The organism is Vibrio sp. Y42_MX_L11 (assembly GCF_024181785.1).
Lineage (GTDB): Bacteria > Pseudomonadota > Gammaproteobacteria > Enterobacterales > Vibrionaceae > Vibrio > Vibrio diabolicus.
This window is the reverse complement of the sequence record NZ_JAMZAP010000038.1, coordinates 1-14,335: the sequence shown is the minus strand read 5'-3', so window position 1 is coordinate 14,335 and position 14,335 is coordinate 1. Positions and strand designations below refer to the sequence as shown.

Genomic DNA, 14,335 nt, shown 5'->3' with positions numbered 1-14,335 from the left:
GCTGACGGAAGAAACCAGCTTCAAAGCTGGGATCAAAAGAAAGCAGAAAAAAGCGAACCGTAGCAACAGCTACCTTTCGCAAGTCCTTGCAGGGCAAGGGGTTTCGTAATCTTTCCCTGGTGTTTTGTTGATGATTACAACAAGTATTTCTGAATAAAATCATGGTTAAATCTTCAGTTAGCACACCTATTATCATAATGTGCCAGTATATATTAGTTGTGAGGTGTTAATATTCAACTAATAGATTCAGTGCTAATTACCCAACAAAAAATATAGCTTTCAGTATAGGATGTATTTTTATTATTGTGGTGAAGTTCTCTAGGGATAAGTGATTTAGGAAATGTATATGTCGAGGGGCTTTTGCCATGGCGCTTATTTAGTAAAAGCAATTGAGTTCATAGTATCTAAATCTAAAAAATGTTTATTATTTGGATGTTCTTATAATTAAGAGCCAGTGAAATAAAATAAAGATGAAGAAGTGTTAGCGCTATTACTAAGGGGATTTATTTAGCTGATGCAAAAAACCATTGCAATATTTAAAATAAATATAGTTCAGGTCTCATTTCGAGCCTGAGTAACTGTAAGTGATATGTCGAAGAATAAATATAAAAACATGATGAATTAAAAAGCAACTTAAAAATACGTTCCTACAGGAAACTACTTTAATGCACTGACTTCATATTATAATCAACTATTAAAAGTACACTCAATGTTTCATATTAAATATTTTATCAATCCTATTTTCTTTTTGATAGTAGGAGGGTTGTTTTATCTACTATCACCTTATGTTTTTTACGTTAATGATTACTTCGGTATCGAATTCCTTCAGGTAGCGGTATCAAGCCATATAAAAAACGGGGGGTTATATAAGTACAATGTGGTGGATTTGATAGTTATTTTTACATGCTTCACTCTTGGCTTTTCAGCGTTCTTTAAAGTATCTAAGTCGCGAATGCCATCTAGTGATCAGTATTATAACTACCGCTTACTCCCCATGTTGATTTTTTCAATCCTTTTTGTTGTTTTAATGTTAACTGTTGTTAAGGCTAGATTAGCAGGGGTGGTTTTTTTTAGTGGGTATGAATCATATAATAAGTCTATTTTAGGGCCACTAGCAACGCTATGTTTTATGTCAATGTGGTTTTATTTGTATTTTAGTAAAAAGTATTTTTTATTCTTATTTTTATTGTCTGCTACCTTGCTACTAAGTTTAGGGTCGAGAATGTTTTTTATTTTACCGTTGTTATCTTTTTTGGTTGATTTTGTTCATAAAAACCCTAAAAAGATATTTAAAATTTTAATTTTTACCTTTTTAGCTTTAATTTTTGTTCTAATTGTTGGCTTATGGAGAGCTAATGGTCAGATTTCGTTAGTTTCTCTTATTGGTGTTTTATTTGCGGAACCTATATTTACATCAATCGGTACTCTTTATTATTTTAATGATGGCAGACCTTTGATTGGTGTGCCTTATGACGTTTTTGCTGCTTTTATCAATTTTATTCCTTCATTTTTATTTCCAGATAAAAATACACTTATGTATTTAATTATGCAAGATGAGAAAGTGAATAATCCATTTGGGGCACAATCGCTATTAATTAACCTATATAAAAACTTCGGTGCATTTTACCCAGTTTTTATTTTTTTTATTGGGGGGGGGTATGGTTTTTTATATAAAAGGCGGCTTTCTGATAAGAAGTATTACGTTGCTTATCTTATGACATTGCCATTAACGCTTACTTATATTTATCGTGAAGGGTTTATTACAGTAATAAAAGTAATGTTTTTTAATAGTGTTTTTTTACCTTTTTTATTATTGAGTATAATTGGGATGCTTTTAACAAATAAGAAAAGATAAAATTATTTGCTCATAATTAAAAAGGGCTGATGTGGTTAGTTCCTTTGGAGGTTACGAACAATCAAAAAATCTAAAATAAAAAATCCGTAATTTTTATGCTAAAGGATACCTTTTATAAAACTTAATCACAGGCGTAACTTGTTATCAGTATATCTAAATAGTTTTGGTTTGTAGATAAAGCGTGTTCCCAATAGGGGGATATTATAAAGAGCTTAAATGGCATAAACCGGCTGTTACCCTATTAAAATTTTGCATTGCTTACTTAGCGCTGTGCACTTAATTTGATGAGTTTTGTTTGTCATTGAATGTATTTATATTTCCTCAGAAAAGATTAAAAGTATGTTTATAGAAAAAAATAGTAAGGTTCTTGTCGTAGTTTCTAGTTTATCTAGGACTTCACTGGCTTCTTCTGAAAGAGCAATTCATTTAGTTAAAACACTTGTGAGTAAGGGGATCAAAGTTTCTGTATTAACTATAAAAGATGATGATATAGAAACTTTTAATGGAGAAGTTGAAATTTATCAATATCTAAATATTAAGCCTATGTTTAGAAATAAGCTGTTAAACCGCGTTTTATCACCTTTTCCAGATAGTTCATTTTTAAGGCTTTGGAAAAGCAAAAGGTATATCTTAAAAAAGTTAGGAAATGATTGGGATATCATAATTAGCTCAACGCCACCACACTCAATAAACTTGATCGCTGCATCACTTGTGAATAAATCTAAAGCAAAATGGATTATTGATTTAAGGGACGCATGGAAAGGAAATCGTCTACATAGGTATGGTACTATCTTTCATGAATTAATCTCAGATCTAACTTATAAAATTTACTTGAACCGTTGTAATTTGATTTTAGCCAACACGGAAAAATTAAAAGACGAAATATTAAGGCATGGTATTCGTACAGAAATAAGAACTGTGCCAAATGGTTATCCTAGAGATTACTATACAGCTAGAAATATACATTCCAAATATGATTATCTCTATAGTGGCTCACATTATAACTTTAAAGCTGTTAAGGTTATTAATAGCTTAATATCGCAATGCGATTCGAAAGTTAAGGTGGCTTTTTTGGGCGATGGGTTTGGTATTATAGATAGTTGCTATAGCTTAGGTAAAGTTTCTTCTAAAGCGGTGCCTAATTATTTGTTTAGTGCAAAAGTTTTAGTTTTATACCTCCCAAAAGAAGAAGAAGGTTCCGCTAGGATATTATTAAAAGCTTATGGCTATGCTAAATCAGGAAAACCTATTATTTATATAGGCCCACAAAATGCTACATTTGATTTTTTAATTAAATATTCTAACGTTTTCCAAGTCCACGAAGATAAGCCAAGCACTATGGAAAAGGCTCTTGGGCTAATTGAGGGGAAGGAATATGATATTAATTTAGCGGGTATTAATTCAGACTTTTCATATGAGAAAAACTTTGAAGCAAAATTAATTAGGAGTTAGTGAGGCATGAGGATCTTTATCAATGCGACAGCTGCTAAGCACGGTGGAGCATTAACTATATTAAATAGTTTTCTTAAAAGTAAGGGGACGGATAGTTCTAATAACTTTGTAGTTATGTCTCCTAATAAACCTTTAAAAAAATATGAAAATATAACTTGGATAAAAAAGGAAACTTCTGGCTTTAGTACTTTATTTTTTGCTCTTTGTACTTCATGGTTTTATTGCAAACTTTATAAATGTGATAAAATTATAAGCTTTTCAAATGTGAATACATTACTCCCTTTGGGAAGTAAAGTTACTTACTTCCATAACGCGTTAATATTTAGCGGGCAAGAGGTTAAGTATTTTATTCTTAGAAATATTATTAAGTACTTTGGTAAAAAGTCATGTAAGTATATTGTACAAACTTCATATGTAGAAAAAACATTTAAAGATGAATTCGGAAGTGGGTATAAAATAGAAGTACGTTGGCCTGGTGTATCTGCTGAGGTTGTTCAGGGTAAAGCTAAGATAGATTTTAACATTAAAGAGTATGATGAAAAAATTAAAGTATTAGTTCCAATTACCGATATCAGTTTAACTCATAAGAATTTTGATTTGGTTTTAAGTATTGCTGAACTTTTAATAGAAAACGATATTGCTTTCTTTGTCACCGCGGATTCTGATTTGAAAATTGACAATATTAACTTTATAGGTGCGCAGAGCAGAGCGGCTTACCTAGCTTTACTAGATATAGTTGACGCTACCTTAATTACATCCACTTTTGAAACTCTTTGCTTGCCAATATTCGAATCTTTAGTAAAAAACAAACCGGTTTATGTTTACAGTGCGCCATACTTGGAAGGTTTATTCAATGATTTTGGCGTGATTTTTGGATTAACTGAATTTAATAATAAAGATGCATTAAAGTCAAAATTAAATTGTTTTTCGAAAATAGATATTAACGATAAAGAAAAGAAATATATCTCTGCAAATTGGGACTTTTAATAAATGAGTGATAACAATGTTTAAAAATAATACATTACTAATAACCGGCGGTACAGGCTCATTTGGCAATGCTGTATTGCGTCGCTTTTTAAATACCGACATTAAAGAAATTCGCATTTTTTCACGTGACGAGAAAAAGCAAGACGACATGCGTAAACACTTTAATTCCGATAAATTAAAGTTTTATATTGGTGATGTACGCGATAGCCAAAGTGTTAATACCGCCATGCGCGGTGTTGACTACGTATACCATGCTGCAGCACTAAAACAAGTTCCGTCATGTGAGTTTTACCCATTAGAAGCCGTTAAAACTAACGTATTAGGTACAGAAAATGTGCTAGAAGCCGCTATAGCTAATAATGTTGAACGCGTTGTGTGTTTGAGTACCGATAAAGCCGTGTACCCAATTAATGCTATGGGTATTTCAAAAGCGATGATGGAAAAAGTGATTGTGGCTAAAAGCCGTAATTTAGCGCATACCAATACCACAATATGTTGTACGCGCTATGGTAATGTAATGGCATCTCGTGGCTCGGTTATTCCTTTGTTTATCCGTCAGGTAGTTAATAACGAGCCTATTACTATTACCGACCCAAGCATGACCCGCTTTATGATGACCTTAGACGACGCGGTTGACTTAGTATTACATGCTTTCGAAAATGGTAAAAATGGTGATATTTTTGTACAAAAAGCGCCAGCCGCAACCATAGACGTGTTAGTAACCGCGTTACTCGAAATGCTTAAAAAGCCAGAGCATGTTGTAAACGTGATTGGTACTCGCCACGGAGAAAAACTGTTTGAAGCCTTATGTAGCCGCGAAGAAATGTTTGTGGCACAAGAGCAAGGTGAATACTTTAGAGTACCTGCCGATAATAGAGACTTAAACTACTCAAAGTTTTTTGAAGAAGGTGACGCAGACCTTTCTAAAGTGGAAGATTACAACTCGCATAATACCGAGCGTTTAGACGTTGAAGGTATGAAGCAACTGCTACGTAAGCTTGATTTTATGCGTGAAATTGAATCTGGAAATATCCTTGTTCCGGAAGGGGTGTAAGCATGAAAATATTAATTTTAGGAGCTACAGGCATGCTAGGTTATAGCCTGTTTAGCAACTTGAATGAGCACGCAAACTTGTCGGTATTTGGTACAGTTAGAAGTCTTGCTGGCAAAGAGCACTTTTTTAAAGACACTCAGCAGCAATTAATTACTGCTGTTGATGCTTACGACATTAGCTCACTGCAGCACGCAATCGAAACTGTGACCCCTGATGTGGTAATTAACTGTGTGGGTTTAATTAAGCAGCATGGTATTTCAAAGCAGCACATAGATGCTGTTAAAATTAATGCATTATTGCCACATGAGGTGGCCAATATTTGTGACCAATTTAATGCAAAATTGATTCATTTTTCTACCGACTGTGTTTTTACTGGTGAGGTAGGTTTATATACCGAAGACTCATTACCTGATGCGCGTGACTTATATGGTAAATCTAAATGTTTAGGTGAGGTGAGCTATGGCAAGCACTTAACCTTAAGAACCTCAATTATAGGGCACGAGCTTACTTCTACGGTGAGTTTAGTTGACTGGTTTTTATCACAAGTCGAAAGTACTAAAGGTTTTTCTAAAGCCGTGTTCTCTGGCTTACCTACCTGTTATATAGCGAAACTGTTGGTAAAGTATATTTTACCAAACCCAGAGGTTGCAGGCTTATTGCACTTATCGGTAGACCCAATTGACAAGTACACGTTATTGCAGCTGATTGCCAAGCAATACCAAAAGCAGATCACTATTACTGAGTCACAAGAGCTGGTGATTGATCGCTCGTTAAATTCAGATAAGTTTAGGCAGTTAACGCAGTTTAATCCGTCCCCGTGGAACGAACTTGTTGAATATATGCATACAGATTACGTAAAAAGGTATAAAGTATGAAAAAGTTAAAAGTTGTTACAGTTGTAGGTACTCGTCCAGAGATTATTAGGCTGTCATGCACCATCGCAAAGCTAGATGAGTTTTGTGAGCATGTATTAGTGCATACTGGGCAAAACTACGATTACGAACTTAATCAAATATTTTTTGAAGACCTTGGCATTCGCGCACCAGATATCTTTTTAGAATGTGCTGGCGCTACCGCTGCCGAAACCATGGCGCAAGTAATTAGCAAAGCCGATGCCATGTTTGCTGAAGTAAAGCCCGATGCAATTTTAATACTGGGCGATACCAACAGTGCGATGGCGGCTATTCCGGCTAAACGAAAAAAAATCCCGATATTTCATATGGAGGCAGGCAACCGCTGTTTTGACATGCGAGTACCTGAAGAGATCAACCGTAAAATAGTGGATCATATTTCTGACGTTAACATGCCTTATACCGATATAGCACGCGAATATTTATTAGCCGAAGGCTTAAAGCCCGATCTAATTGTTAAAACAGGTAGTCCAATGGACGAAGTGCTAAATCGCTACGCAGATAAAATTGCCAATGCCGAAATTTTAACCACGCTAGGTTTAACATCGGGCGAGTATTTTGTGGTAAGTGTGCACAGAGAAGAAAATGTAGACTCTGAGACAAACATTCACAGTTATGTAAAAGCTTTGAACGCCATTGCCGAAAAATACCAGCATCCTATTATAGTTTCAACTCACCCTCGCACCAGAAAGAAAATTGATTTACTTAACCTTGAGTTTCACCCTTTGGTTAAATTATTAAAACCACTTGGCTTTAGTGATTACGTAAAACTGCAAATGGACGCTAAAGTGGTATTAAGCGACAGCGGTACCATTACCGAAGAGTCTTCTATTTTAAACTTTCCTGCCATTAATATTAGAGATGCACAAGAGCGTCCCGAAGGCTTTGAAGAAGGTGCAGTTATGTTTACCGGCATGAATGTAGAGCGCATACTTCAAGCTCTTGAAATTCTAGATAAACAGCCTCGTGGTGCGAATAGACTCATTAATAAAGTGCAAAACTACATTGCCCCTAATGTATCAGACAAGGTATTACGAACCATTATTAGTTATACCGACTATGTAAATAGAGTGGTGTGGAAAAAATATTAATGAAACTTGCTTTGATCATTGATGACTACTTGCCAGACAGCACTCGAGTGGGTGCTAAAATGTTTCATGAGCTCGCACTTGAGCTCATGGCCAGTGGGCACAATATAACAGTTATTACACCTGCTGTAGGGCAAGTCAAAAGCTTTACTGAGGAAAATGTAGAGGGAGTAAACGTTTGGCGTTTTAGCTCTGGCCCCATTAAAGACGTGGGTAAAGTAACACGAGCACTAAACGAAACGTTACTCTCTTTTAGAGCTTGGTCGGCTATTAAGCAACGTGTAAACGAACACACGTTTGATGGCGTAATTTATTACTCCCCTTCAATATTTTTTGGCGGCTTAGTCAACAAAATCAAGCAACGTTGTAAATGCCTTTCTTACTTAGTGTTAAGGGATTTATTTCCACAATGGGTGATAGATGCTGGTATGCTCAAAAAGAGTTCGTTAATAGCGCGCTACTTTAAATTTTTTGAACAGCGTTCTTACCAAGCAGCAGATACTATTGGTTTAATGTCTGAAAAAAACATTGAAGTATTTACGCAAAGTAACCGCACGCATTACCCAACAGAAATTTTACGCAACTGGGCAGATACAACACCAAGTAATACTAACGCTAACTCTATTCGTACTCAGCTACAACTAGAAAATAAAGTTATTTATTTTTATGGTGGCAATATTGGCCATGCACAAGATATGGCAAACTTAATGCGCTTAGCTAAAAGTATGCAGCATTATACACAGGCGCACTTTTTATTTATTGGTCAAGGTGACGAAGTAGGCTTAATAAATCAGCTTGCACAGCAATGGAAACTCACAAATTACAGTTATTTACCATCGGTTGATCAAAAAGAATTTAAACGCATTTTAGCTGATATAGACATAGGGCTATTTTCTTTGTCAGCTAAGCATACAGCACATAATTTTCCAGGTAAATTGCTGGGCTATATGGTGCAGTCGTTACCCATTTTAGGCAGCGTGAATAGCGGTAATGACCTAAAAGAGTTGGTTAATTCCAGTGGTGCAGGCTTTATAAGTATTAATGGCGATGATGAAGCATTGTTAAAAAATGCAGTAGCGTTATATAACAGCCCTAGCTTACGGAAACAGGTAGGCGAAGATGCATATAAATTGCTAGAAAGTGAATTTTCAGTCACTTCAATCGCTGCTAATATTGTAAAAAAGTTAAGTGAGCGCTTATGAGGATGATAACTCAGGAAAATATAGCGTCTTTATTTGAGCAGGCGAACAACTCTCCCAGAAAAAGAGCTCACTTAAATTTGCACGCTAGTTTTGATGATAAGGTGCAAAGACTCTACATAGCGTTACTGTAACTGTTCACCAAGACGGTCTTGCTTAATTTTGTGATTTATGCAGCTTAGTGATTTCAACTAAAATGAGGTATTAAACTATCACTCAAGCAGAACTTTCTACTATATGAATTTCCAATGCACACTTCACTGAAACTGTCCAGACCAAACGGGTGAACAGTTACGCGTTACTTAAAGGTAGTTACGTAGAGCCTCACTTTCATGCATTAGCACATCAATGGGAAATGTTTATAGTGCAGAGTGGCGTGTTAAAAGTAAAACTGCATAATAAAGATGGTTCAGTAATAAACTCGTTGTTAGTTGGCGATGCACAAAATGTTCAAACTGTAGAGTTTAAACCGGGTGATATGCACAGTGTAGAATGCATGTCAGATCAAGCGCTAATGCTAGAAATAAAAGAAGGCCCTTTTGTTGAGCAAGATGCAAAGATATTACTCAAATCTTAAGTGATATAAAAGAGTGGTTTTGCATAAAGTTGAGCGTACTTCTTGCTAAGAATCTATAATCAACAATTCTTTACTAACATGCCTTAATGCATCGTAAGATAAATTTTATTTTGATCTCTAAGATAAAATCAATTAAAAATTAATACTTGGATTCACTATGTTTTTAGACCTGCTTTTTACTTTTTTTATTGCTTTTGCAATTTTATTTTTAATGCGGAAGGTTGCGCGTAGAGTAGGCCTAGTTGATAAGCCATCTGGGCGAAAATTACACTCTGGTAATATCCCGCTAGTTGGGGGAATATCTATATGTATTACTATTGTAAATTATATTTACTCGCATCCAGGTATGATTAATCATGCTAATTTATATATGCTTTGTATATGTGGTTTAACTGCTGTCGGCGCACTAGACGATCGCTTTGACTTAAGTGTTAAAGTGCGCATGCTAGTGCAAACACTAATATCAGTTGCTATGATTTATTTTGCCAATACTGAAATGCATAGCTTAGGCAATTTATTAGGCTTTGGTGCAATAGAGTTAGGAGTATTTGGTGGCTTAGTTACTGTGCTTGCTGTAATTGGCTGTATTAATGCATTTAACATGGTAGACGGTATTGATGGCCTTTTAGGTGGGTTATCAATAGTTACTTTTGGTAGTGTGGGTATATTGCTGGCACTATCGGGTGAGCAAAGCTTAAGCTATTTATGTTTATTATTTGTAGTTTGTATGGTGCCTTATATTTTAATGAACTTAGGTTTGGTTGGGCATAAACGAAAAGTGTTTATGGGTGATGCGGGCAGCATGATGATTGGCTTCACTGTAATTTGGTTACTAATTGGTGCAAGCCAAGCTGAAGGTAACCCAATGATCCGCCCAGTAACAGCATTATGGCTTATTGCAGTGCCACTAATGGATATGGTTTCAATAATGATACGCAGAGTTAAACAAGGTAAATCACCTTTTAAACCAGATCGCGATCATTTACATCATATTTGTCAGCGTTTAGGTTTATCGTCATTACAAACGCTGGGTTTAATATGTTTTATTGCCTCAATGTTTGCAGGCATTGGTATACTAGGCGAAGTACTTTTATTACCAGAGTTCATAATGTTTTATGGTTTTATTATTTTATTTGCGATGTATTTATTAGTACTTATAAATTATTGCACAGTGATTAACTCTTTTAGACGGCAATTGCGCCGTAACTGTTCACCAAGACGGTCTTGCTTAATTTTGTGATTTATGTAGCTTAGTGATTTCAACTAAAATGAGGTATTAAACTATCACTCAAGCAGAACTTTCTACTATATGAATTTCCAATGCACACTTCACTGAAACTGTCCAGACCAAACGGGTGAACAGTTACATTGCGCCTACCTGAAAAAAAATATTCGGCGGGTAAGTAGGTTAAAGAGATCGATATATGGCGAAAGCTCAGAGTTATTCGGTGCTTGCTTTTCCCCTCATACTAAAGGTTATTATTTGTGGCCTTGATTTACTTACTCTATCTATAAAATTGACCAATCATCAAGGACTAAAATGAAAATTGCAGTAGTCGGCACAGGGTATGTAGGCCTCTCTAACGCTATGTTATTAGCACAACATAATGAAGTTGTTGCGCTCGATATTGATGAACAAAAGATAGTTCTTTTAAATAATAAAAAATCTCCAATTGTTGATACTGAAATTAGTGATTTTTTAACACGTAGTGATTTAAGCTTTACTGCTACTACTGATAAAAATGCAGCATATAAAAATGCAGATTTTGTAATTATTGCCACGCCAACCGATTACGATGTAGAAAATAACTACTTTAATACCAGCTCGGTTGAGGCAGTTATTAAAGATGCTGTATCACATAACCCAAGTGCAATTTTAGTAATTAAATCGACAGTACCTGTTGGCTTTACGCAAAATATTAAAATAGAATTAGGTGTAGATAATTTAATGTTTTCACCAGAATTTTTACGTGAAGGTAAAGCTCTGCATGATAATTTACATCCTTCACGAATTGTTGTTGGCGAGCAAAGTGAGCGTGCCGAAGTGTTTGCTAATCTACTTAAACAAGGCGCGATCAAACAAGATATTGATGTGCTTTTTACAGATTCGACCGAAGCTGAGGCTATTAAACTATTTTCAAACACTTATTTAGCAATGCGTGTAGCTTACTTTAATGAGTTAGACAGTTATGCTGAGGCGCATGGATTAAACAGTAAGCAAATTATACAAGGTGTTAGTTTAGATCCGCGTATAGGTAACCACTATAACAATCCTTCGTTTGGTTATGGCGGTTATTGTTTACCTAAAGATACCAAACAACTACGCGCAAATTATGCTGACGTACCTAATAATATTATTGGTGCAATTGTTGACGCTAATACTACACGCAAAGATTTCATTGCAGCTTCTATCCTAAAACGCGATCCTAAAGTAGTGGGTATATATCGATTAGTGATGAAGTCTGGTTCTGATAATTTTAGAGCCTCATCTATTCAAGGTATTATGAAGCGTATAAAGGCTAAAGGGGTTGAAGTTGTAGTTTATGAGCCCGTACTTGAGGAAAATGAGTTTTATCATTCACGTGTAATTAAAGACTTAAATGAGTTTAAACAAATTTCAGATGTAGTTGTATCAAACCGTATGGTTGAAGAGCTTAGTGATATTGCAGATAAAGTATATACACGTGATTTATTTGGTAGTGATTGATAAATATTAAAGACTTTAGGCATTGGGTAAAGACTCAATAATTATGGGTAAGTATTAGATCATATAATATTTAAAACACTGAGTTCAATTTGAGCTCGGTGTTTTTTATTTTAGTTGAGGGTGTTTTACATCACGCAGTACTTTTAAAAAAGATTAAATATATTCAGCTTAGATATATTACTTAGCTGATAATTTATAAAAATATTAAAAATATTAAAAATATTAAAAATATTAAAACGATTAATAAAATTAAAGGACTATTCGTGAAAGCTGTTATCCCTGTTGCCGGTTTAGGCACGCGTATGTTGCCCATGACCAAAGCCATTCCTAAAGAAATGCTACCATTGGTTGATAAACCATTAATACAATACATAGTAAATGAGTGTGTTGCTGCGGGCATAAAAGAAATTGTATTAGTAACGCATAGCTCTAAAAATGCCATTGAAAACCATTTTGATACCAGCTTTGAGCTAGAAGCTACATTAGAGAAACGTGTTAAGCGTGTTTTACTTGATGAAGTACGCTCTATTTGCCCACCTGATGTAACCATTATGCATGTACGCCAAGGCGAAGCTAAAGGATTAGGCCATGCTGTATTGTGCGCAAAGCCTATTATTGGTAATGACGATTTTGTAGTGGTATTGCCCGATGTAATCCTCGATGCTTATACCGCAAATCAAAAAACACAAAACTTGGCAGCTATGATCAAGCGTTTTAATGAAACGCAAGCAAGCCAAATTATGCTTGAACCTGTAGCACAGGAAGATGTGAGCAAATACGGTATTGCTGATATTAACGGTGTAGAACTAACCCCAGGTGAAAGTGCTGCTATAAATGCCATGGTTGAAAAGCCAGATGTTGATGTTGCACCTTCAAACCTAGCTGTTGTTGGCCGTTATGTACTAAGTAAAAACATTTGGTCGCTACTTGCTAAAGTAAGCGATCATTTTGAGGCCGGATCACCCCATTTCAGCGACATCAGACGTTAAAAAATTCTCTGCGAACTTCTTTTTCCACTGAAGCGGCGTGAGTTCCGCAACGTCAGCGGCCGGATGGACCGCCACTCGCTGTAAAACATCAACCAGGTAATGGTAAGGATTGATATTATGAAGTCGACAAGTCACCATTAAACTTTGGAGCACTCCTAACTGCTCCGCACCCAACTCAGTCCAACAGAACAAGAAGTTTTTTCTTCCCATTGGAATAACGCGCAAAGCTCGTTCAAGATGGTTCGTGTCGATTTGAAGATGTGGGTTCGTGAGGAACACTTTGAGTTCGTCGCAACGTTCACCGGCATAATTCAATGCTTTAAGAAGCTTATTCGAGGGCAAGTATTCCGGATTTTGTCTCTGCTCGTAAACCCATTCAAAAAATTGAGTTATTATCGGCTCGCTGTTCTTTTGTCGATACTCTAGCGCTTTATCCGCCGGTAACTTAGCATTTCGGATGTGCTTTTCTTGCTGGTACAGCTGTGCTATCAAGTCAAGTGCATGCTGAGCCAATTGAGGTTCGATATCTAAAGCTTGCTCCAGGGCAATCGCATGAAAGTTCCCACTTTTAAAGGGCTCTCGTCAAATTAGTATCTTCTAATTTACAAGGCGTTTCTTCTACATTCATCACAACATTGGAAACTCATTAAGGATCATTTTGAGTGATTTTGAATGGTTCTGTAACTTAAACGGAGCCAGATTATGACGACAATAACGAACCCATTTATGCATTTCGAAGTGATAAAAGATTACCGTCAAGCCGCTAAGGTAGAGCACAAATTGTCAGACATTATTTTGTTGACGATCTGTGGTGTGCTATCCGGTTTTGATACCTGGGAAGGTATCTGTGATTTTGGTGAAAGCCGAACCGATTTTCTTAAGTCATTGGGTGATTTTGACAATGGCATTCCGTCGTCAGATACCATCGCTCGCGTCATGGGCATGGTGAGCCCGTCAGCGATGCAAAAGGCATTCATCAGTTGGATGAAAGATTGTCATCAAATCACAGATGGCGAAGTGGTAGCAATCGATGGAAAAACCGTTCGCGGTTCTTACAATAAATCTGAAGAGCGCTCAGCAATTCATATGGTGAACGCCTTTGCCACGGCGCAAGGTCTTTGTCTTGGGCAATCTAAAGTTGATTGCAAAACCAATGAAATTACAGAGATCCCCAAGTTGTTGGAATTGCTAAATATATCTGGTTGCTTAGTGACGATTGATGCAATGGGTTGTCAGAGAAAAATCGCCCAAAAGATAGTCGATAAAAATGCTGATTACTTACTTGCAGTGAAAGGAAATCAAGGTTCACTGGAGAAAGCGATAGGTGAGTTTTATCGCCCCTCAATGGTAACTATTCACCCACGAGCTATTGACGACGGTTTACGCTAAAAATACTGGCGCCTGATAATCAACTTTCAACATGTGATGTTCGACGATTTCACGCAGCCATTTATAAGCAGAGACCTGCTGAAGTTTGGCTGTTTCTATCAGCGAGAACATTCGTTCGCGGAACTGG

12 protein-coding genes and 2 pseudogenes are annotated in these 14,335 nt (G+C 36.1%); 13 read left to right on the top strand and 1 reads right to left on the bottom strand.

All coding sequences use genetic code 11. The features are described from left to right. Positions 1 to 709 precede the first annotated feature (709 nt). From NL643_RS22480 to NL643_RS22430, 12 genes and pseudogenes are all read left to right on the top strand, one after another. Entirely contained in the window at positions 710 to 1,855 is a 1,146-nt protein-coding gene (locus NL643_RS22480) for a hypothetical protein (protein WP_253645231.1), read from the top strand. 339 nt (positions 1,856 to 2,194) lie between these two features. Then, complete coding sequence (locus NL643_RS22475; protein WP_253645230.1) at positions 2,195 to 3,307, top strand: glycosyltransferase; 1,113 nt, start codon at positions 2,195 to 2,197, stop codon at positions 3,305 to 3,307. 6 nt (positions 3,308 to 3,313) lie between these two features. After that, on the top strand, positions 3,314 to 4,294 hold the full coding sequence (locus NL643_RS22470; RefSeq protein ID WP_253645229.1) for a glycosyltransferase: 981 nt from the start codon (positions 3,314 to 3,316) through the stop codon (positions 4,292 to 4,294). 16 nt (positions 4,295 to 4,310) lie between these two features. Further along, positions 4,311 to 5,348, top strand: a complete 1,038-nt coding sequence (locus NL643_RS22465) for a polysaccharide biosynthesis protein (protein WP_253645228.1) — start codon at positions 4,311 to 4,313, stop codon at positions 5,346 to 5,348. 2 nt (positions 5,349 to 5,350) lie between these two features. Further along, positions 5,351 to 6,223 carry an SDR family oxidoreductase gene (locus NL643_RS22460; protein ID WP_253645227.1) on the top strand — a complete coding sequence of 291 codons (873 nt, stop codon included), beginning with the start codon at positions 5,351 to 5,353 and terminating at the stop codon, positions 6,221 to 6,223. Next, positions 6,220 to 7,350 carry a non-hydrolyzing UDP-N-acetylglucosamine 2-epimerase gene (gene wecB / locus NL643_RS22455; protein WP_253645226.1) on the top strand — a complete coding sequence of 377 codons (1,131 nt, stop codon included), beginning with the start codon at positions 6,220 to 6,222 and terminating at the stop codon, positions 7,348 to 7,350. Before NL643_RS22460 ends, wecB begins: the two co-directional genes overlap by 4 nt. Next, positions 7,335 to 8,549, top strand: a complete 1,215-nt coding sequence (locus NL643_RS22450; protein ID WP_253645225.1) for a glycosyltransferase family 4 protein — start codon at positions 7,335 to 7,337, stop codon at positions 8,547 to 8,549. The genes wecB and NL643_RS22450 overlap by 16 nt, the downstream gene beginning before the upstream one ends. Further along, positions 8,546 to 8,680: a WbuC family cupin fold metalloprotein gene (locus tag NL643_RS22800; RefSeq protein ID WP_367651912.1), complete on the top strand. Its 135-nt coding sequence runs from the start codon at positions 8,546 to 8,548 to the stop codon at positions 8,678 to 8,680. The genes NL643_RS22450 and NL643_RS22800 overlap by 4 nt, the downstream gene beginning before the upstream one ends. A gap of 149 nt (positions 8,681 to 8,829) precedes the next feature. Further along, the gene (locus NL643_RS22445) at positions 8,830 to 9,123 is read left to right on the top strand and encodes a WbuC family cupin fold metalloprotein (RefSeq protein ID WP_253645224.1); all 294 of its coding nucleotides are present in this window, start codon (positions 8,830 to 8,832) and stop codon (positions 9,121 to 9,123) included. Positions 9,124 to 9,280: 157 nt separating this feature from the next. After that, positions 9,281 to 10,363 (top strand): UDP-N-acetylglucosamine--undecaprenyl-phosphate N-acetylglucosaminephosphotransferase, encoded by a 1,083-nt coding sequence (gene wecA, locus NL643_RS22440; protein WP_253645223.1) that lies wholly within the window; start codon positions 9,281 to 9,283, stop codon positions 10,361 to 10,363. Between the two features lie 300 nt (positions 10,364 to 10,663). Next, complete coding sequence (locus tag NL643_RS22435) at positions 10,664 to 11,830, top strand: nucleotide sugar dehydrogenase (RefSeq protein WP_253645222.1); 1,167 nt, start codon at positions 10,664 to 10,666, stop codon at positions 11,828 to 11,830. Positions 11,831 to 12,132: 302 nt separating this feature from the next. Further along, a pseudogene (locus tag NL643_RS22430) lies at positions 12,133 to 12,762 on the top strand (UTP--glucose-1-phosphate uridylyltransferase); the annotation flags it as partial. A gap of 27 nt (positions 12,763 to 12,789) precedes the next feature. On the opposite strand, the gene NL643_RS22425 reads toward NL643_RS22430, so the two are convergent. Beyond that, a complete protein-coding gene (locus NL643_RS22425) occupies positions 12,790 to 13,344 on the bottom strand; it encodes a transposase (RefSeq protein ID WP_367651913.1) in 555 nt (184 codons plus the stop codon). Between the two features lie 177 nt (positions 13,345 to 13,521). On the opposite strand from NL643_RS22425, the pseudogene NL643_RS22420 reads away from it, so the two are divergent. Continuing rightward, positions 13,522 to 14,169, top strand: a pseudogene (locus NL643_RS22420) (ISAs1 family transposase); the annotation flags it as partial. Between the last annotated feature and the right edge of the window lie 166 nt (positions 14,170 to 14,335).

Coding starts and splice junctions, on each gene's coding strand:
- NL643_RS22480 (WP_253645231.1), top strand. CDS start 710: ATGTTTCATATTAAATATTTTATCAATCCTATTTTCTTTTTGATAGTA.
- NL643_RS22475 (WP_253645230.1), top strand. CDS start 2,195: ATGTTTATAGAAAAAAATAGTAAGGTTCTTGTCGTAGTTTCTAGTTTA.
- NL643_RS22470 (WP_253645229.1), top strand. CDS start 3,314: ATGAGGATCTTTATCAATGCGACAGCTGCTAAGCACGGTGGAGCATTA.
- NL643_RS22465 (WP_253645228.1), top strand. CDS start 4,311: ATGTTTAAAAATAATACATTACTAATAACCGGCGGTACAGGCTCATTT.
- NL643_RS22460 (WP_253645227.1), top strand. CDS start 5,351: ATGAAAATATTAATTTTAGGAGCTACAGGCATGCTAGGTTATAGCCTG.
- wecB (WP_253645226.1), top strand. CDS start 6,220: ATGAAAAAGTTAAAAGTTGTTACAGTTGTAGGTACTCGTCCAGAGATT.
- NL643_RS22800 (WP_367651912.1), top strand. CDS start 8,546: ATGAGGATGATAACTCAGGAAAATATAGCGTCTTTATTTGAGCAGGCG.
- wecA (WP_253645223.1), top strand. CDS start 9,281: ATGTTTTTAGACCTGCTTTTTACTTTTTTTATTGCTTTTGCAATTTTA.
- NL643_RS22435 (WP_253645222.1), top strand. CDS start 10,664: ATGAAAATTGCAGTAGTCGGCACAGGGTATGTAGGCCTCTCTAACGCT.